Genomic DNA, 20,248 nt, shown 5'->3' with positions numbered 1-20,248 from the left:
TTAAGTCAATAAAGAAATAATACGATCGTAAGCATCTTTTTCAACCATTTCTATCGTTTGGTCTGCATTAATTGTTTGAATTCGTGCAGGGAATCTTTCTGCAAGTATATGATACGCTTTATAGACTTGTTCATGGAACTCTAGATTTTCTAAATCTAATCGATTCTGTTCTCTATCTTTATTCGCCGCTATTCGTTGTAGTCCTTTTTTCGGTTTAATGTCAAAGAACAATGTCATGTCCGGCATACAATCTCCAATAGCAAACTGATTGATTGCAAATACCTCATCCATCCCTAATCCTCTTGCATACCCTTGATAAACCAGGCTACTATCAATAAAGCGATCGCATAGCACTATTTTACCCTGCTTTAATGCAGGTAACACCTTTTCAACTAGATGCTGACTTCTTGCGGCTGCATATAACAAAGCTTCTGTATGCTCTTCCATTTCTGTATGCATCGGATCAAGAATAATGGTTCGAATCTTCTCAGCAATTTCAATACCTCCAGGTTCACGTGTTGCTAGCACTTCGAACCCATGATCACTTAGCTTCTTTCTTAAAGAATGGAGAATCGAGGTTTTACCAGCACCCTCGCCACCTTCAAATGTAATAAATTGTCCACTCACGTATCTTCTTCTCCTTCTTTTATACCTGTAAAAACATGGATGCCATCTGTATGACGTTGCTGCATACGAATACCCTGTTTGCGTAATTGGTTAATGGCTTCTATATGTAATGTTGTAATTTTTTCTCCTTTAAGAATTAATGCAATACCTGGCGGATATGGAATTACCGCTTCTGCTGCGACATGTCCTACTGCCTCATTAAAGGGCATGTAAACGGTATGCAGATTTTGCATCAATGGATAGGACAAAGCTAATTCCTGTATTCGCTTCGGAAAAAAGCTTTGTACTTTTATTGTATCATGCTTGGCACTATTTTTTAATTGATCCTTCACGCTTTTTACAGCTTTTTTCAAGCGCTTTTCCCAAGGAAATGGTGCCAACCCGTGAATAAATAGTAGTTGATTATGTGTCACTAACTCTGGGTATATTTGTTCGAATTCAAAGTGTTTTGCTACTTCATTTGCTGCAATACCTTCATTCATCTGAAGTGTTATTTTCAAAGGGTCATCACTTGGCACAATTCTCCAATAGCTCGAATCATCAAAAATAGTTTTGACCTTATCAACACTAGCTAGAACCTTTTTAATAGCTACTTGTTTAAAGTCTGCCAAAAAGGCGCGAGCAATATCCAACGATGCCATAATTGGATATGATGGGCTACTGGATTGAATAATTTGTAAAAAATGTGCGACACGATGCTTCGAAACAATAGCTGAATTCAAGTGAAGATATGCACCCATTGTTAAAGCCGGAGCCATCTTGTGGGCAGACTGTACAACGATATCCGCACCAAGAGCTATTGCAGACTCTGGAAATGGAGTACCCAATGAAAAGTGAACACCGTGGGCTTCATCAATAAGGACGGGAATATGATATGAATGAATAAGATCGATCATTTTTTTTAGATTGAATGTTTTGCCAAAATAATCCGGATAAGTAAGCACTACTGCTTTCGCCTGTGGATAAAGTGCTAACGCTTCCTGTAACGTCGATATACTCGGGCTCGTATATCGATCTACTATCTCATTATATTCTGGAGCAATAAACACTGGTTTTGCACCACTTAATTCCAAAGCATTCATAATCGATTTATGACAATTGCGTTGCACAATAATTGTATCATTTGCTGTACAAGTTGCTAGGACCATCGCTAGATTACCAGTCGTACTTCCACCAACAAGGAAAAATGTATGATCAGCTTGAAAATAATCGCCTGCCAGTTGTTCAGCATTTGCAATTGCACCCTCGGGGGCGTGCAAATCATCTAGGCCAGGTAGCTCCGTTACGTCAAGCCTTAATAAGGATGAATAATAATCCTTTGCGAAGGAAGGAAATATCTCACCATTTTTATGACCAGGTACATGAAAAGAAACGGGTTGATTCAGTTGAAATTGTTGTAATGTAGAAAATAATGGGGTTAGCTTTTGATTCATTCTTTTATCTCTCCAAGCATGTTACTTCTTTACATATCTCTTATCTTATCATAGCAATACCGTCTTTTCATTTAGTCATTGCCAACCCTTCATGGCTTCTTATAAAAATAGGATGAGAAAAAAGTAATGAAGAAACAACAAAAAACAAACGATAATTATTTTAAATTAATTATCATTCGTTTTTTGATTAAAATCATTCATTTAGCACCTGAAATATGCGAGACTCCGGCGGGAACAGCACGAGTTCGAAAATCCACTTGGTAACGTGTCTTTCTTTACCAAGTTAGCTGAGTCCGTGCCCACGGCGTGCCCACGGAAAGAGCGTATATTTTCATGGTGCGGCGATGATAGTCCTATTAATAAACCTGATCATTCGTATTTTAAGTAATGAAGTTGTGTTTTGTCCGAGCCTCTTGATCTAGGAATATAGTTTTGGTTTATTAATATTTTTTAATTTTTGCAGATAATAGTTGTACTTCGCTTCTCTGGGCTCTGTGTGTATCATATTATGCTCACATTCAGAACAAATAAATAACGTGTACAAATGAATACCTGTCTCCTTTTCTTCCTCACAAATGCCACAGCGCTCATATGTCATATTCTGTTTCATTTCCCCACCTCCGTTACAAATTAGTATCTCCTAATCTAACGGATTCTATACAGGCAATCTTTGAAACTTTTTGTAAGAAATAGATAACAAAAACGTACCTCCATATCCTTTTACGTAATAATAAACAAATGAATAGCTGATAAAGAAGCTAGTCCAAATATACCGAGAAAGCCTGCGATAATTGCAGTAAATACATTAATCGGAATATGCAACCCAATAGCTCCACCGAATACATTAATAAAAAAGAGAAATAAGATGCCTATCCCTAATTTCACCGTAGTATGTCCAATAAAGCGCATTGGTTTGATTGGCGCGCCAACAAGTAATAAAATAATAATTAATGCTACCATTATTGAAATAACTAGTGTAGAACTCATACCGATCAACCCCTCTCCCTTGTCCTTTTATATTACATATGCAGGACAAAGGAGAATAAGAACAACCTAACATCGAAAAAGCCCAACACCATCTGTTTTCTCTGGTAGAAATATCGAAGGTTTACTAAAGAAAGCGGAAGCATGATGCGGTTAGTATGGGTGGCAAAACTATTACACGTGTGAAGCATTAATGGAGGCGATTATAGCTTACATCCAATTTTATAATATCTACGAAGCGGAGAATAAAATATTTCATTCCAAAAAACGAACAACTAGAAATGATGTCCGTGAACGAAGCTTCTCCGGAAATATACTTTGCTTTCCTCCCGCAGGATAAGGAACGCTTCGATAGCGATACATCACATATAGAAAAAGCGCTCCTTTTTCAAGGAGTTTACGTATATTTCCGGAGAGGTTAGAGTAGTGTATTTTCCTTCATTAGAATAAACCGTTTTAGTTATGTCCCAATCCTAAAGCAGCCGCCTAACGTGACCATGCATCGTTCACCCTTAAATTATGTTTCAAGGCTCCCTTATCTAAAATACTTGTCTCTCCCTAAAAGTCTTTTTTACTGTTCATGCAAATCAGATGCTTGTTTATCTGGTGTTTGCACTTGGTTCTTCACCTGTTTCTCTATCTCTATATCTACAGATCTATTTACAGCAGTTTTTTTCAATAGAGATGGTTGGAGTGGAACAACAATAAATTCACCAATAAACCGATTAAATCCTATTAATTGAAAACGCAATTCGTTTGCTTCACAAGATACCTTTCGTTCAAACACTTCAGAGAATACTTCTCCAGGAGCTAGATAAATAGACCTTTCATCTATCTCTATTGGAATTGCCACATCAGAGATATTCTTTATCTTCATTTCTATCCATATTACACAGTCTGTGTCATAGGATAATACAGTAGCGTCAACATCCAAAAGATCCTCTGTAGTAGCATGGACGACCTTCCCCTGTGATTGGGATTCAGTTATAAACCATGCCTTTGTCGTAGATGTAGCTATACTAGATCCTACCAAATATACAAACAAGCAGCATAAAAGCAATTGAAAAGCTTTCTTCTTGTATATCACAAGTTGTCACCCCTACGAATTATTGCTCGTATGCTGCACCGTCATCTGTTTGTTTACCAATCACACGAAAGGTAGCATCGTATTGCGCTCCCTGATATTCATTACCTGCACTCTCATCAAGTTTGATAGCTATCATAATATCAATATATTGGCCTTCATCTAGCTGCCAAAACGAATCCTCTTCACCCTCTCCAAATACAATCTCTCCAGAATTTCCCCCGTTTAATAGTTCCCCAGAAAACTCCACACCTTCAGCTGTGTTCGCAGCAGTAAAAGTCCGCTCATTTGTTTCCCCATTAAAAAGGTTTTCTAATTGAATTTTTGATTCTTCATAGGTATCTTGGTCCGGCGTAACCGTGTATTTCATAGCCATATATCCTACCTCATATGCATCTAAGGATGCCTTGTCAATGGAATGGGAATAAGTCGCCCTCAGAAACGTGTCTAAATCACCCGTATTCTCGATCGTCACCCAATTCCCATATTCAAGCTGGGAAGGGGCAAATTTAACCCCAGAAAAAATTGGCGTTTCTATATTGCTATTATCATTTATTTGCAACACTCCGTTTTCCATGTCCCCGTGAGCCTCTGTTTCTGAAGTGAACCACGCGTATGTTCCTAAACCAGTTGATGCTACCAATACTCCGGCAAAGGTTGTACCTAATAGTGCTTTCTTCCATTTTTTCATAAATATCCTCCTTAGCTACAATTCATTTTTTTGATTCGTTGCATCTTCGTTTGTCGTTCGCGATATTCGCTCATATACCTCTAAACAAATGTATCCAGTAAATGGGAGAACAATAAGTAGAATAAACCCAACTGGGCCACTTATAAATTTAGCAATATATCCTGCATATGGAATGGAGGCTACCTGTTTACCCATGACCTTATTTGCAGTTACCATTGACTCATCAATCACATTATTATTGTCTCCCTTAGTAACAAACTGGATATTGCCTTGATGGGAAACTACTTCATTTACTCTGTGTGTAACATACTGATTTGTACCTTTCTTAAACGTAATCACGTCATTTTCCTGAATCTCTGCTGGAGCTAATCTTTTTACAATGACCATATCGCCAGTCTCGAAAGTCGGATTCATACTATTAGATAATACAGAGAAAGGCTGATATCCAAACAATGAAGGAGGCTGTTTAGGATATAGCAACAATTGAACCACCATATATAAAACGATAATAATTAGTAAGGTAAGTAAAGTACGTATCATTATTTTCCATGCTTTCCTGAATCCGTTGTTAATTTCCATCCCCCTCACTCCCATAATGTTTTTAAGAGAAGCTGTCTCTCGAGACAGCTCTCTTACTAAACAACTGGTATACGCTTTGCCCCGAGGTAACGGTCTCACCAAAGGTCTTATCAAGGTTGCTCTTTAATGAATATTCCAATTGCTGTACGATACGCATCGTTTAAGACTGCTTATTTTACTTGTTTGGCTCTAGACCTAAGGATTTTAGAAAATCATTTAATCCTTTATTGCCTAGTTTTTCTAGTGGTCTTTTATTACCTGGTGCATCAAATCCAATTTCTAAAAAGTTCTTCTCTATAAATCGGATGTCTGCTTCATCCACTACCCCGTCCTTATTAACATCTGCTTTATCATTTTCTTTTCCATAATGGGCAACAACTCGCATCACGTCGTGGATGTCAACCACTTTATCTCCATTGCTATCTCCAGCAAGATTCATCTCAGGATAAACACGCTTCGATTGCCCAATTAGTTCACCATTTTTTTCTATTCCTACCTCTGCCTCCAACACGTTATTTAAATGACCTGGAACATCTACATAAACCTTATATTTTTCTTCCGTCACAGGTAAGCCCTTGATGGTAAAGCTTCCTTGTTCCGTAATAGTACCCGTATATTTCTTGCCGTTTTGCGCTTTTGCGTATACCTTTACTCCGATTTCGTTATAATCTTTTCGTAATAAAAATCCATCTTCATGAAGAAAAGCTTCTGGTTTAATAAATCCAGTGATCGTCGAATGTTTTGGAATAATGGTATACTTATCATGAGAAAAAACAGGAATGATTGTCTGTTCTGTTTCCCCAGCTTGTTTATAGCTAAAATCAGCAACAGACAAGCTTGCCAAACCACTATAATAATGGTCATCTGTCAATTTAAACGTGACATCAAGAAACTTCATATCCCCATCAATACCGGAAAAACCATTTCCTTCTACCGAAGCTCCTACCTTTACAAAGTCTGTCCAATAGTCTTCCCTAAAGGTTGGTTCATCTAATTCAACGCTCCATCCATTTTCATTTGCATGTTCCGCAAATGCCTCATTTACTTGGACATTTTCAAACGAATAAAGATCATTTGCATATTCAACCTCAAATTCGCCAGACATTAGTGCTTGAACGTTTTTTAAGCTTAATGTCACTGTAAATGTGTCACCTTTTCTTATTTCTTCTTCATCGTAGTTCGTAATTCCATATGCCGTACCATCCTCCACGAATGTATACCTCGTTTTATTCATAAAATTAGCATTCGTGGCTAAATCAACTGGTAACAACTCTAGATTTACTGGTCCATTTTCTAGCTCTTCTGGTAATAAACCAAATTTCATATCCCCATTCGCCTCTACAGGAATCTTGCCTGGGAACGGTGAATTCTGATAATAAGCTACGATATTTTCCGACTGATCATACTCTAGTCCTTTGGAATTGAGTACATCAATCGTAGAATCATAGACATTTGTATGAACCCATAGCGCATGATAACCATCTTCATCGGTATACATCGATTCATCCACTTCATGTACACCAGGCTCAAGATCGTTAAATGTTATTTCTGGCGGTGTATTATCGACAACAGTGACATTTTGTACCGTGTACGTTTCTCCGTTTTCATCATGACCAATCACTTCTAGGATATAATCATCTTCTGGTAGCTTCATTCTTTCTTTAGCTATTGGGTTTTCAGGGTCATTGGTAAATGGAAATACCGTCCCCATAAATGCTTGTAATATATAATACTCTCGATCAACATCCATATTGCTGCTATCTAACGTACCAACTAACCCGATTGGCTCATTTGTTTCTCCATCTTTTACAATTACATCCATTGTTTCCATCGGGCTCTTAATCTTTAAAGCCATATTAATAAATGGAATTAAAAATGGATGGAATGTCCATTCATTGGGAACTGCTTCTCGATCTAAATCAACATAATCAATCCCTTTATCGGTAACGCGAATAGCAAACGGTACTTGGAAAGCCTCTTCACTTTGTTCATTTTCAATATGAATATAACCTTCAAATGAGCCGTACGATGCATTATCTGGAACTTCAATAGTTGCATCTATATTTCCTGACTGTTCAGCTCCTATAGTTAGCGATTCCGGTATATTTACTGCAATTCCTTCGTTGTCTCCTTTTAGGAATTCAACATTTACGGCATACGTTTTCTCCTCCGTTGAGCGATTCTCAATTCGAAGGGCTTTCGTTTTTTCTAGCCCCTGACCTTTTTCAAGATAGTAACTACCATAACCAATGGATCCTGTAACTTCATCGATCATGATAGACTCTTCACCATCTATCATCTCTGTTTGATCAAGGACTTTAATTGCTGTCTTAGCATGAACGGCATCATAAGCATTAATACGTCCTGCCCCTACTTCATAAACAGAATAATCCTCTTTTAAATCAACAGATGTATTCATTAAAGCTGCTTTCACTTCAAACGGACTGTAATCTGGATGGGTTTGTAAGATAAGTGCTGCTGATGCTGCAACATGTGGCGAAGCCATCGAAGTACCTTGAATCCGAGCATATGCTAAATCATAGTTATTACTTTCCGGATCATTAACATAGGAAGGGTACGTAGAGAAAATGGCTACTCCAGGCGCCACGACATCTGGCTTAATATCATAATTTTGTGCTGCAGGTCCTCTTGAACTAAAATCTGCTAAATGATCGCCTTCTGAATTCGTATTTGTTAGTTCACCAAACACCAGCAAAAAATCCTCTGAAAGCGCTTCTTTGAGAGCTTGTCCATCTCGATTAGATAAACGGAATGCTGGGAGATATGCTGTACTTTCTCCAATATAATAAGGAATTTGTCCTTCTTCATGATTAAATACAATGACAGCTTCAGCGCCTGCATCCTTTGCATTCTTAACTTTTTCGTCAAACGTAATCTCACCACGCTCAATTAGAGCAATTTTCCCTTCTACATTAATCTCTGAAAAATCCTCTGCATACCCTAGGCCTGCATCTACTACAGATAAAGATTGACCTCGGAGCGCTTCAAGGTCGTCTGTAAAATTCTTGGCAAGCAGTTGCAAATCTGTTAATACAATATCTCCTGCTGTAGCATCGAATGTTGGTATTGCCTGTGACACATCGCTAGCTCCAACAGAAATTGGAAGCGCTGCCGCTCCTGGTGATCCTACCGTTTTTTCTCCCGGTCCAGCATTACCTGCAGCCACTACCGTTACTACATCTGATAATACGGCATTATTAACAGCTACAGATGTCGGAGACAACGGATCATTTGTACCAGATCCTAACGAGAGATTAATAACATCCATTTCATCCTTGACAGCTTTATCAATCCCCGCGATGACTCCATTAGTAGATCCCGAACCATAAGGTCCTAACACACGATAATTATATAAATCTACTTGAGGAGCTACACCTTTAACTGCATAATCAACATCATTACTTTTCGTACCAGCAATTGTGCCAGAAACGTGTGTGCCATGTGAGGTGTAATAGCTTATCCCATTAATAAATTCCGCTTCTCCTGACTTCTGCCAGTCCTCATACGTAGTCTCCATCGGATCCGCATCATTATCTACATAATCCCAACCCTTAACCTGATCTGGATCAATATCAGCAGGGTCTTCCCCTTCTGTAAAACGGTAACCATCATAGGCATTTGTTAAATCAGGATGATTATAATCTATTCCTGTATCAATTACCCCAACTTGTATTCCTTCCCCTTTTATTCCTTCTTCATGTAATTGATCTACCCCAATTTGCGGAACACTATCAGCCATTTTGGGTTCTATTTTGTTTTGATCTATGATTGGAAGATCTAGGTTAACGGTTTCATCCTTCCATACCCGTTTAACAACACCTGTTTGAATTAAATCTTTTACCTTGTTTCCAGGTAATGTCATCGCCACACCGTTTATCGCATGTCGATACTCATAAGTAATAGCTGGTTCATTAGCAGCTTTTGTTTTCTTCATCTTTTGTAAGGATTCTTTAAATTGTTTATGTGATGCTTCTACCTTGTCTGATGCTTGAGTTAACGTCACCTTGCTACGTGACTTCATCGCTTTCGCCTTTGCTACCTCTACTTTTGCTGGATCCTGCTTAAATTCAACAATAACCTGTACAGGCTCTGACGTTTCTACATTAATATCTGGATGAATAGTAAAACCTTGATTTGCCTCTAATTCATGGATGGCTTTGCGCTCTTCTGCTGATAAGTCACTTAATACCTCTTTTATTTCCTTCCCCTTAGCTGAGGCGGCAAATGGGTATACAGGAACTAGGGACATGAGCAGTAATATAATAGATAAATAAACAGTGAGCCATTGCAATCTACGTTTTAGCATGACCTATTTTCTCCTCTCTTTCCTTTTGAATTAGATTTGTAATACTTCCCTCCTTTTTGCATTTGTAACTGCAAGTACAAATCCGTTCTTATTCCATATGTTATATTCACATCACAATACTGTAAATTGGGGTAATTCTTTCATTTCTGAATATTTAAAATAGAACTTTTGCATTACTATTACTCCCTTGGGGTATTAACAAGGTTGCGAGGATATTAATAAAAACCTATCTTGCTAGGCATTAGCTTGGTGTAACACCTTTACGAATGAAAAAAATTCGCATCAAAAGCACTATTAATAATTACCCCAAGTTAGCTATAATTGGTATAAAGTTAGCTATTTATATCGGAAGTTCTATTAATCCTCGTACAAAATAATGATAAAAATTATGTAATGAAGATCTCTTTAAAAGGGGGCCGCATCGATGTATGAAGGAAAGATTATTAAATTTTACAGAGAAAAAGCTAAAATCACCCAGGAACAGCTTGGGCAAGGCATTTGCTCTGTAACACATATTAGTAAAATAGAAAGAGGATTAACGGAATATTCACCAGAAATCACGATGTTATTAGCTCAAAAACTAAGTATTAATTTAGAAGAAGAAGCAGCTAGTTTAAAAAATGTAAAAAAGAAGCTTGACCAATGGAAAGAAATGATAATTTCCCAAGATTATAGCAGTGCGACTACCGTTTATCATGAATTTCAAACAAACGAAATGATTGCTATTTCAGGATATCACCTCTACTATTTACTCTTAAAGGCCATCTATTATTTAAAGCAAAATAGTGTGGATAATGCTGTAGAGTTAATCGACTTTCTGGATAAAAAACGGAATAAGCTCAATAACTATGAAGAGAACCTCTTGCAACATGTAAAAGGTATCTACTATATGACGATTGATGAGCATCTTAAATCTATCGATCTACTAAAAAGTATTAATTTTGATATGTATTCCAATGCTATGGTCTATTATGATTTGGCAGCAGCTTATCATCATATCCATTCTCCCGTATTAGCATATTACTATGGGGAAAAAGCGTTGAATGCCTATAAGCAAAGAAATTATTTTCTTGGGGTTATTGATACGGAAAACCTTATGTTAATTGAAGTAGAGTCCGGCCAGCATCGAAATTTTAAGGAAACGAAGGAGCAATACGATGAATTAATTCGGCTTTGTGATCTATGTAACTCTCCAGAAAAGAAAGCTAAAATTCTACATAATTATGCCTACGAACACTTAAAGAGAAAGAAATACCGTGAAGCTGGTAAACTATATAAAGCGTCCATGGATTTAAAGCAACAGAAATCAAATATTTATTTATTATCATTAGAAGGGTATGTACGTTGTGGTAATGAAGGAGGATTTATTGCAAAAGAAGCATTACTAGCTTTAGTAGAAGAAGGCTTAGCAGTAGCTACAGAAATAGGAGATCCCTTATATCAGCATGTATTCTGGCTACATTATTATACGATTCTTGACCTAGAAGAAAAATATTATTTCTATCTTACAAAAAAAGCATTACCTTATTTTAAAGAGCATGGTTTTTTTGTAACCATGCAACGCTATGAAAGGGAATTATTTAATTATTATCTGAAAAATAATCAGCTACAAAAAGCAGTTGAAACTGCAGATTATATTATTAATAAAGACGAGAGCACTTTGTTAGTTTAGATTTAGCCAATTCTATTCATAGGTTAGGGATAACTGAATGAGTAAGTTATGCGATGGTTAGCTTCAGTTATTCCCTAACGACAGCAATCCTATCCCTTTGCTTTGTTTCTCGTCAGTTCAAGTGTAAAGAATATAGGAGCCTGCGTGTTTTATTATGCTTAATTTTTTCAAAGCTCAACATATATAATCGAGCCAAAAAGACAAGTGCATCCATGCCTTGTCTTTGAAGTATACGTATCAATTAATATAGTAGTTTATGAAAAAACCTTCAATTAATGGTAGTTTGCTCGTAAATTACGATGCCTTGCCTCTCGTAGTAAGAATAAATATTTCGCTTGTGCAAAAGCCTCCCAATGATATCCATCACTTGTCGATTCAATGCTTCTAGAAACCATTGACTCGATTTGCTTCCTCTCTTTCTCCAAACGAATCATCGTATCTAACAACTCACCGTCAACATCTTTTCTCGTTATCTTTTTCTTTGCCATGTATTCACCTAATTCCTACAGATCTCTTCTACCTTCTAATGCCTTCGATAGGGTTACTTCATCTGCATATTCCAAATCTCCCCCTACTGGTAAACCATGAGCAATTCTTGTTGTTCGAATTCCAGATGGTTTTACAAGTCGGGATATATACATTGCAGTTGCTTCACCTTCGATATTAGGATTTGTAGCCAATATTAACTCCTCAACTTCTTCATCCTTTAGTCGATTAATTAAATCGGGAACGTTAATATCCTCTGGTCCAATCCCATCCATAGGGGAAATCGCTCCATGTAATACATGGTATTTCCCATGGAATTCCTTCATTTTTTCCATGGCAATAACGTCCTTCGGATCCTGTACAACACAGATAATCGATTGGTCACGGGAAGTATCCTGACAAATAGAACATGGATCTTGATCCGTAATGTGGCCACAGGTGGAGCAATGTGTTAGCTCTCGCTTTGCATTGACCAATGAATTGGCAAATTCCAAGACATCGTCTTCTTTCATATTTAACACAAAGAATGCCAGGCGGACAGCCGTTTTTGGCCCGATTCCAGGCAATTTTGTAAAGCTATCAATCAATTTAGAAATTGGTTCTGGATAATACATCTACGCGCCTCCTAGAATTAGAACATTCCAGGCATGTTTAACCCTTTCGTGAATTGTCCCATTGTATCATTCGTTTTATCATCAATTTGTTTTAATACATCATTCGTAGCAGTCAAGATTAAGTCCTGTAGCATTTCAGCATCATCAGGATCAATAACCTCCTCTTTGATTTGAATATCTGTTATTTCTTTTTTGCCGTTGGCGTATACTGTAACCATTCCACCGCCAGCTGATGCTTCGAATGTCATTTCATGTAATTCATCCTGTGCCTTCATCATTTTCTTTTGCATTTTTTGCATTTGCTTCATCATATTACCCATATTTCCCTTCATGGAAAATTCCTCCTTTAATTCGTATAATGCTTCGATTAATCATGTATTTCCAATACGTCATCACCAAAAAGCTTTCTTGCTTCCTCAACTAGTGGATCTGCAGTTTGTTCCGCTTTTGGTTCCGATTTCTCTTGACTTGATAAATACTCTGTTCGTAAATCTGTCCAATCCTTTTCTGGAATTGGGATAATCGTTAATGATTTTCCTAGTACATTGGAGAGTATCGATTCTACTGTCTCCCGATTATCTAAGAACAGAGAACAGTGTATTTCATATTTAAATGCAACGACAAGCGCTTGATCCGATGCTGCTGCTGGCTTACTATCTTGGATAGTAGCATGAGCGGGAGCATTAGCTTTCTTTAAATTTGCTAAAAAGGTAGCCCATTGAGAATGAACTTCCTTCAATGCTGGCTTCTCCGCTTGTTTAAGTACCTCGCGAATTCGCTCATATGGGATCTTATAACTGTTCTTCGATGATCTGGATGGTGCTCTTCTAGATTCACGTTGTGGTGCAGGTTGTGCACTAACAACAGGGTTTTCCTTTAATAAGCTCAATTCCTTTTCAAGCTGACCAATTTTTGCAGTTAACTCTGCAATTGCATCAGATTCTACCACTTGTTCTGAACGTCCTTGTTCCACATTAGCGTTTGTGATGGACAAGATGGCAATCTCAATATACACTTTCGGGCTATTCGTCCACTTGATTTCCTGCTGGCATTGATTTAATTGTGTCATTGCTTCCTGAACCCAAGCATTGGATACGTGATTAGCTAAATGCTTAAAACTTTCGTCAGCGCGTGCACGCTCTAGCATTCCTTCAAGTGTTGGCGCACCCTTGTATAGTAACAAATCGCGTAGAAAGTAGATCATATCATAAACAAATCGAGCTGGATCTTTTCCTCCCTGGAGCAGTTCATCCAACTGCATTAACGCTTGTTGTACATCTTTTTCATACATGGACTGGACAATTTTCATTAAAGTTTGTTGCGATACACCACCGGTAACCGCTAAAACATCCTCCAGTTCAACCGTATCCTCACTATAGGAAATAGCCTGGTCAAGAATACTTAGTGCATCACGCATTCCACCTTCAGCAGCTAAAGCAACCGTATCTAGTGCTTCTTTTGAAACGGATATTCCTTCTGCTTCTATAATGGTTTGCATTCGCTCGACGATAGCCTGATTAGAAATTGGCTTAAAATCAAACCGTTGGCACCTTGATAGTATCGTTAATGGAATCTTATGTGGTTCTGTTGTAGCTAAGATAAAGACAACATGCTTTGGAGGTTCTTCCAGTGTCTTTAACAATGCGTTAAATGCATTTACCGATATCATGTGTACCTCATCAATGATATATACCTTATAAGGTACCACACTAGATGCATATTTTACTTTATCTCTAATTTCTCGGACATCATCAACGCTTGTATTAGATGCAGCATCAATTTCGATAACATCGGAAATGGACCCATCCTGAATGCCACGGCATGCCGCACATTCATTACAAGGTTCTTTTACCGGCGAACGCTCGCAGTTAATCGTTTTGGCAAAAATTTTCGCAGCACTTGTTTTCCCTGTCCCACGTGGTCCGGAAAACAAATAGGCATGAGAGAATTTTTCTTGTACAATCGCATTCTGCAAAGTTCGTGTAATATGGGTTTGCCCAACCACATCTGCAAAATTCGTTGGTCGCCAAACCCGATATAAAGCTTGATAGCTCATGATACAATTCTCCTTTAAAATCTCCTTCTAATTATACTCTATTTAAGGGGGGAATGTGAACCATAGCGATAAAACAAATGGAAAAAAGAGATGAATAAAAATAATATTTCTGGTTTTAAAAATATAGGCCATTTAGAGTAAAAAATACGAGGAAAGAACAAAAGATTTACTAAAAGTGCAATAGAATTCATACACAAAACAAAAAAGTTACGGACTCAAATCAAATACGCCTGAAGATTTAAATACATTTTTTGGAAAATATTGAAAAACGATAGGATCAAGGTAAAAGTTAAATTTATTTACATGTTTGTATCTAATTGTTTGACTATTTATATGAAGCTTTCTTTTTAGCATGAAGTATACCCCAAAATAAAGTAAAAGAGCAATAAGTAAAATGACAATTGAATTAGCCTCCTCTATTGACTTGTAATGACATTTTCACTTTCTCCATTCAATGAAACATCTATAAAACGGATGCCTCTTTGTAAGATTATTATTTTAACATAATTAAGAAATTACATATGTTGATAATTTTCAGTTTGTTTTTAATAATGATATATATCTAGTAATCCCACCTAAATTATGTCTTCTTGTAATTTTTCCTTTATAATGGATAGAGATTATTAAAAAGAGGAGCTTGATCATGAGTTTATTAGAAGAGATTTTAACCTATAATAAAGAATTTGTTGACAATAAGGAATATGAAAAATATCAGCGCAATAAACTCCCAAACAAACGAGCCTTAATTCTTTCTTGTATGGATACTCGACTCGTCGAGCTATTGCCAAAGTCCATGAATATAGCGAATGGCGATGCGAAAATTATTAAAACTGCCGGAGCACTTGTATCCCATCCTTTTGGTAGCATCATGCGAAGTATTCTCGTTGGAGTGTATGAACTTGAAGTAGATGAGGTTTGTGTGATTGGCCATTATGATTGTGGGATGGCCGGTGTAGAGGCTGATCGAACAGTTGAAAAAATGAAAACTCGTGGAATTAGTCAAGAAAAACTAGATACACTTCACCATTCGGGTGTTGATTTCAAACATTTTTTACGAGGGTTTGATAGTGTCGAGGATAGTGTGAAGCATAGTGTTTCTACGATTAAGAACCATCCGCTTATGCCAGAAAGCGTACCAGTCCATGGCTTAGTCATCGATCCGAATACAGGTAAACTCGATCTAGTTGTAGACGGTTATCCAAAATCATGACATGACCCATCCATAAGGGACTGTCTCATAAGGTACATGAAGACACAGCAACCGGAATATACGAGACTCCTGTGCAAGAACAATGGTGTGAAGCCTGAAATGTTGGGGTTTATACGCAAGAAGAGGCTGAATCACTGCCCACGGAAAAGGAGTTTATTCCCGTTGACTAGGAACAGGGGCTGCCTTTTGGGACAGCCCTTTTTTATTTAGCATATAATCTGGTAAATAACCCCGGATACTTTGTCACAATCCCCATCTCGTCTACTTCAATCGTCGATTCAAACGTATTACTTTTGTAATTAAATACCTTCCGCTTATCTGACTGTTCTACAAGATGATACCGTTGTTTAACTTTAGTCAATGTAAAGTCTGGAACAGCTATAAATACCATGTCAAAATCACTGGATTGACCAGTCTCCCACATAAAACGATTGATTGGCAAGGAGTTGGTAAAAGGCGTACACGATAAATCAATATCCATTGCACCTCGTAAATGAGTAATCTCCTCTCCCGCTTCATTAAACCACTCTCGTTGATCGTTAGAGCGTAGTACGATTTGCTTTCCACTATCTGCTTCAGCTCTCAATTCTCGAAATTTCCAATGCCTATTCAGTTCGATTTGATAATGAACAAGATAAGGAGCCTCTTTCTGACCGTTTATAACCGTACTTGTAATCTGTATACCATCTTGCATATATTTCATTTGCAAAAATTCTGTTCCTACGTTCTCATGATGTTCCCATATTACTTTTCGATCCATTTTGTACCTCTCCCTTTCATATCTATTTAGCACTTCTATTATTAATATTGCTTGGGTTACCTATTATCTTCACTTCTATATATCTTTTGGTTCTCTTACCCTTACTACTGAGGAAAGGATACTCGTTTTCCACCGAGAAATGCACGTTACCCTAACACAAACTTTTACGGTGTCTCTGTCACTTTCTTTCCACAGAAGTGTCGTAATTTTCCTCCATTATCCATCGTTGATTAATACAGGTACCGTACCGACTCCATCACAATGAATATACGTCTAATTAATGGTGTCTAAAAAATTATATCCCATTTAAAAAGTCCCCTAGCTGCAAACAGCTAGGGGACTTACTAATCTTATGTAAACCGTGCACCCATCTTCGATACGACAACCCTATACGTTACTCAAGTTCATGGCTCAACCTAGGCTTCCCCGCGGCACACAGAAATGACCACTTACTGCTGCTTCCTTCCGGACCTGACAGGATTCATGGGTTTCTGTTGCGCAGGACCTAAGCGTCAACACCACTCCCTTAAGGCAGACTATAAAGTCATCGTACCTCAGATGGGAATTCAGCCTCGCTATAGCGGATTGCAAGTACAGGGCACCGCTACCTCCCCGCTTAGCACGGCATTAATCATTATAACGATAATATTAAAAAAATGCAATGGTAGAGCATGGAAAAATAACTAATCTGTTAAAATAGATTTTCGCTCTTAAGCTTACCTTAGCTCTTCTTTTTTTGCTTACGTAGGTCTTTGAAAAAATTTCTTAAAAGATCTCCACAGTCTGTTTCTAGCACACCCTTCGTAATGTCTACCTGATGATTAAACCGCTTATCTGCTAATAGATTCATTAGTGTACCAGCACAACCTGCCTTTGGATCTTTTGCTCCATATACAACACGCTTAATTCGAGATTGGACAATTGCCCCAGCACACATCGGACAAGGCTCTAACGTCACATACAGTGTACAATCCTCTAAGCGCCAACTGCCAATTACATCATTGGCTTGTTCGATAGCAATCAATTCAGCATGTGATAACGTACTTTGTGATGTTTCACGCTGATTATAGCCTCTAGCAATTACTTCACCTTGATATACAATAACAGCTCCAATAGGAACTTCATTTTGTCTTGCAGCTTTAGTAGCCTCGTCTATGGCTAACTCCATCATTTTTTCATCCAACAATTTTGCCCCTACCTTTCAATAATAGTTTGAAAAACAAGAATACGGAAATAACTAAAAGAAAAGCATCATTAAACATCAATTCCTTTAAATTAGAGAGGAGTAATTGGATTGCATTCATCGCTTGAAAACACCGCTGTTTTATTTGTAGATATTGTAAATGATTTTAATTTTGATGGTGGTAATAACTTATTAGCAAATACGAAAGATATACTTCCTCATTTATTACGATTACGCAACTTTGCAAAAGAAAAGCAACTTCCTATTATTTATGTTAATGACCATTATGGTCTTTGGCAGGCTGACTTTCATAAAATTATCAATTACTGCCATAATGATAGGAGTAAACAAATCATTGAACCGTTAAAACCAGACGATAATGACTATTTTCTAATTAAACCACAGCATTCCGCCTTTTTTCAAACGCCATTACAATCTCTGCTAAATGAATTAGGAAAAAACAACTTATTAATGGCAGGAATTGCGGGTGATATTTGTATTCTATTTACTGCAAAGGATGCCTATATGTATGGGTATGATATGCACATCCCAAAGAACTGCATGGCTTCTGAAGGTAAGGACAATAATGAATATGCTCTATATTTATTACATTCTGTCATGAAAGCAAATATCACAGCTATATAGTTGGAATAACAAGAAATCCCTTCTCATAGATTGTTAATAGCAGATCGATAAATAGGTGTGTTCAAAGAGAGGTTAATTCATTTTTGAACAACCTCATGAAGGAGGGATTCTATATGCAAATTCACGTAGTTAGCCCAGGTGAATCGTTATATGGTATTACAAATACATATAATACAACAACACAGGCGCTTATCGATGCCAATGAACTAGACGCTCCAAACAATTTAGTGGTCGGTCAGGCATTAGTTATTCCTATCGTCGGACAGTTTTATTTTGTCCAACCTGGTGATAGTTTATTTTCCATCGCTCAACAATTCGTAATGTCTTATCAGGAGCTAGCACAAATAAATGGTATCTCGCCAGGTAATGTACTTCCGGTTGGATTTAGGCTTTATATACCACCAGGGCCTAAATCACCTATCACAAGCAATGCCTATATCGAACCAATGGGAGATTCTGTTTCTGATACGCTAGAAAATGCAGCCATGAAAACCACTCCATATTTAACCTACTTAGCGATATTTAGCTATCGTGTTGGCAGAGATGGTAGCTTAACACCACCACCATTAAATGGATTATCGGAAATCGCTGAACAGAATAACACGGCAAAGATGCTGGTTGTGACTAATCTGGAAGAGGGTCAATTCAGCCAAGAACTTGGACATATTATTGTAACCGTTCAAAGCGTTCAAAACACACTCCTAGATAACATCGTTAATACAGCTACTTCTGGTGGATATAGCGATGTGCATTTTGATTTTGAATTTCTTCCCCCAGAGGACAGAGAAGCATACAATGCGTTTTTAAGAAAAGCAAAGGAACGCTTATCCCAAGAAGATTTATTAATGTCCACAGCATTAGCACCAAAAACCAGTGCCACACAGACTGGACAGTGGTATGAGGCACATGATTATGCAGTACATGGTGAAATTGCTGATTTTGTTGTGCTAATGACCTATGAATGGGGCTATACCTACGGACCACCAATGGCTGTTTCACCAATTGATCAAGTAAGGGAAGTCGTTATGTATGCATTAACGGAAATGCCCGCTACGAAAATCTTATTAGGTCAAAATTTATATGGATACAACTGGACACTGCCATATCAGGCAAATGGTGGGGAGCCGGCTCAGGCTGTAAGTCCACAGCGAGCTATCGCGATTGCAAGAGAAAACAATGCAGAAATTAGATACGATGAAAAGGCTCAGGCACCTTACTTCACGTATACCGATAATACAGGAAGTCAACATGAGGTATGGTTTGAAGATGCGCGGTCCATTCAAGCCAAATTCAATCTCATAAAGGAATTAGGTTTATTAGGCATATCCTATTGGAAATTAGGGTTAGCTTTCCCACAAAATTGGCTGTTACTACAGGATCAATTCACAATTCAAAAATTGGACTAGTGACAGTTACAATCTAACAGATCCTTCCATTTGCTATAGAATGCTGAAGCTTGGATTACACGTATCTTAGTAAGAAAAACCGGGCAAAAACCAGCCCGGTCCTTTCCTGTTTGCCATAGCTAGAGCACATCCGATAGTTTGTATTCGTGTCCTTGTACTCCTTTATAATACTCCGGATACATTTCTCCTCCACATTGTTCACAGCTGAATCTTGGTGGCGTAGTTGGGTCTCCGCCATCCATCAAATCAAACTCTTCTACTACGTTATACGGTATCTTTTCTTCTTCATGACACATGAAACAATGATAGTTGACGTAGGTCTTCTTTGGACGTAAGTGATCGGTTCCTTTTTTCTTCTTCCCTTTTTTGCGTCGTTTGTTGGTCTGTGCGATAGTGAATCAACCTTTCTAAATAATTCCTTGCTTCTTTTGTTAATGCAATCTTTATTTCTAATTTCCCATTCTCTAGACACACTTCTCCCTTGTATTCAT

Annotated in this window: 20 protein-coding genes, 1 other RNA gene and 1 pseudogene; 5 read left to right on the top strand and 17 right to left on the bottom strand. The window is 37.7% G+C overall.

The features are described from left to right. Both tmk and Q1A47_RS07120 read right to left on the bottom strand, forming a co-directional pair. Nucleotides 1-627 (bottom strand): dTMP kinase, encoded by a 627-nt coding sequence (tmk, locus tag Q1A47_RS07125; RefSeq protein ID WP_026680156.1) that lies wholly within the window; start codon nt 625-627, stop codon nt 1-3. Then, nucleotides 624-2,060: an aminotransferase class I/II-fold pyridoxal phosphate-dependent enzyme gene (locus Q1A47_RS07120; RefSeq protein WP_026680155.1), complete on the bottom strand. Its 1,437-nt coding sequence runs from the start codon at nt 2,058-2,060 to the stop codon at nt 624-626. The genes tmk and Q1A47_RS07120 overlap by 4 nt, the downstream gene beginning before the upstream one ends. Before the next feature lie 126 nt (nt 2,061-2,186). On the opposite strand from Q1A47_RS07120, the gene Q1A47_RS07115 reads away from it, so the two are divergent. Continuing rightward, nucleotides 2,187-2,324: a hypothetical protein gene (locus Q1A47_RS07115; protein ID WP_166530497.1), complete on the top strand. Its 138-nt coding sequence runs from the start codon at nt 2,187-2,189 to the stop codon at nt 2,322-2,324. Nucleotides 2,325-2,478: 154 nt separating this feature from the next. Here Q1A47_RS07115 and Q1A47_RS07110 read toward each other — a convergent pair whose 3' ends face one another. The 6 genes from Q1A47_RS07110 to Q1A47_RS07085 form a co-directional block, all read right to left on the bottom strand. Then, entirely contained in the window at nt 2,479-2,670 is a 192-nt protein-coding gene (locus Q1A47_RS07110; protein ID WP_026680154.1) for a sigma factor G inhibitor Gin, read from the bottom strand. Between the two features lie 110 nt (nt 2,671-2,780). Next, a complete protein-coding gene (locus tag Q1A47_RS07105; protein WP_026680153.1) occupies nt 2,781-3,047 on the bottom strand; it encodes a pro-sigmaK processing inhibitor BofA family protein in 267 nt (88 codons plus the stop codon). A gap of 568 nt (nt 3,048-3,615) precedes the next feature. After that, nucleotides 3,616-4,131, bottom strand: coding sequence for a hypothetical protein (locus tag Q1A47_RS07100; protein ID WP_166530498.1), 516 nt, complete (start codon nt 4,129-4,131; stop codon nt 3,616-3,618). Nucleotides 4,132-4,150: 19 nt separating this feature from the next. Next, entirely contained in the window at nt 4,151-4,819 is a 669-nt protein-coding gene (locus Q1A47_RS07095) for a hypothetical protein (protein WP_026680151.1), read from the bottom strand. A gap of 15 nt (nt 4,820-4,834) precedes the next feature. Continuing rightward, a complete protein-coding gene (locus Q1A47_RS07090) occupies nt 4,835-5,398 on the bottom strand; it encodes a signal peptidase I (RefSeq protein ID WP_166530499.1) in 564 nt (187 codons plus the stop codon). Between the two features lie 175 nt (nt 5,399-5,573). After that, nucleotides 5,574-9,725, bottom strand: coding sequence for a S8 family serine peptidase (locus Q1A47_RS07085; RefSeq protein WP_166530500.1), 4,152 nt, complete (start codon nt 9,723-9,725; stop codon nt 5,574-5,576). Nucleotides 9,726-10,149: 424 nt separating this feature from the next. Between Q1A47_RS07085 and Q1A47_RS07080 the strand changes: the two genes are divergently transcribed. Next, entirely contained in the window at nt 10,150-11,397 is a 1,248-nt protein-coding gene (locus Q1A47_RS07080; protein ID WP_026680149.1) for a helix-turn-helix domain-containing protein, read from the top strand. 272 nt (nt 11,398-11,669) lie between these two features. Here Q1A47_RS07080 and Q1A47_RS07075 read toward each other — a convergent pair whose 3' ends face one another. The 4 genes from Q1A47_RS07075 to dnaX are packed head-to-tail and all read right to left on the bottom strand — an operon-like array spanning nt 11,670 to nt 14,553. Next, nucleotides 11,670-11,885, bottom strand: coding sequence for a YaaL family protein (locus tag Q1A47_RS07075; protein WP_026680148.1), 216 nt, complete (start codon nt 11,883-11,885; stop codon nt 11,670-11,672). Nucleotides 11,886-11,900: 15 nt separating this feature from the next. Further along, the gene (gene recR / locus Q1A47_RS07070) at nt 11,901-12,497 is read right to left on the bottom strand and encodes a recombination mediator RecR (RefSeq protein ID WP_026680147.1); all 597 of its coding nucleotides are present in this window, start codon (nt 12,495-12,497) and stop codon (nt 11,901-11,903) included. Between the two features lie 17 nt (nt 12,498-12,514). Continuing rightward, on the bottom strand, nt 12,515-12,829 hold the full coding sequence (locus Q1A47_RS07065; protein WP_026680146.1) for a YbaB/EbfC family nucleoid-associated protein: 315 nt from the start codon (nt 12,827-12,829) through the stop codon (nt 12,515-12,517). 35 nt (nt 12,830-12,864) lie between these two features. Next, nucleotides 12,865-14,553 carry a DNA polymerase III subunit gamma/tau gene (gene dnaX / locus Q1A47_RS07060; protein WP_166530501.1) on the bottom strand — a complete coding sequence of 563 codons (1,689 nt, stop codon included), beginning with the start codon at nt 14,551-14,553 and terminating at the stop codon, nt 12,865-12,867. A 643-nt stretch (nt 14,554-15,196) separates the two neighbouring features. Here dnaX and Q1A47_RS07055 point away from each other — a divergent pair. Next, nucleotides 15,197-15,763, top strand: coding sequence for a carbonic anhydrase (locus Q1A47_RS07055; protein WP_166530502.1), 567 nt, complete (start codon nt 15,197-15,199; stop codon nt 15,761-15,763). 202 nt (nt 15,764-15,965) lie between these two features. Here Q1A47_RS07055 and Q1A47_RS07050 read toward each other — a convergent pair whose 3' ends face one another. The 3 genes from Q1A47_RS07050 to tadA all read right to left on the bottom strand — a co-directional run bounded on the left by Q1A47_RS07050 (nt 15,966) and on the right by tadA (nt 17,709). Then, the gene (locus Q1A47_RS07050) at nt 15,966-16,523 is read right to left on the bottom strand and encodes a putative glycolipid-binding domain-containing protein (RefSeq protein ID WP_051388259.1); all 558 of its coding nucleotides are present in this window, start codon (nt 16,521-16,523) and stop codon (nt 15,966-15,968) included. A gap of 359 nt (nt 16,524-16,882) precedes the next feature. Continuing rightward, nucleotides 16,883-17,148: signal recognition particle sRNA large type (gene ffs, locus Q1A47_RS07045), an RNA gene on the bottom strand. A 96-nt stretch (nt 17,149-17,244) separates the two neighbouring features. After that, nucleotides 17,245-17,709, bottom strand: coding sequence for a tRNA adenosine(34) deaminase TadA (tadA, locus tag Q1A47_RS07040; protein WP_026680142.1), 465 nt, complete (start codon nt 17,707-17,709; stop codon nt 17,245-17,247). 108 nt (nt 17,710-17,817) lie between these two features. Here tadA and Q1A47_RS07035 point away from each other — a divergent pair, with 108 nt between their 5' ends. Both Q1A47_RS07035 and Q1A47_RS07030 read left to right on the top strand, forming a co-directional pair. Continuing rightward, complete coding sequence (locus tag Q1A47_RS07035; protein ID WP_166530503.1) at nt 17,818-18,351, top strand: isochorismatase family cysteine hydrolase; 534 nt, start codon at nt 17,818-17,820, stop codon at nt 18,349-18,351. Between the two features lie 113 nt (nt 18,352-18,464). Next, nucleotides 18,465-19,757: a glycoside hydrolase family 18 protein gene (locus Q1A47_RS07030; protein ID WP_166530504.1), complete on the top strand. Its 1,293-nt coding sequence runs from the start codon at nt 18,465-18,467 to the stop codon at nt 19,755-19,757. A gap of 119 nt (nt 19,758-19,876) precedes the next feature. Here Q1A47_RS07030 and Q1A47_RS07025 read toward each other — a convergent pair whose 3' ends face one another. Beyond that, complete coding sequence (locus Q1A47_RS07025; protein WP_205388397.1) at nt 19,877-20,053, bottom strand: hypothetical protein; 177 nt, start codon at nt 20,051-20,053, stop codon at nt 19,877-19,879. Further along, nucleotides 20,043-20,248: pseudogene (locus Q1A47_RS07020) on the bottom strand (IS91 family transposase); the annotation flags it as partial. The pseudogene Q1A47_RS07020 and the gene Q1A47_RS07025, both read right to left, overlap by 11 nt.

Origin of the sequence: uncultured Virgibacillus sp., from assembly GCF_947495635.1 — a bacterium.
Taxonomy (GTDB): domain Bacteria; phylum Bacillota; class Bacilli; order Bacillales; family Amphibacillaceae; genus Virgibacillus; species Virgibacillus salarius.
This window is presented reverse-complemented; position numbering and strand designations above follow the sequence as displayed.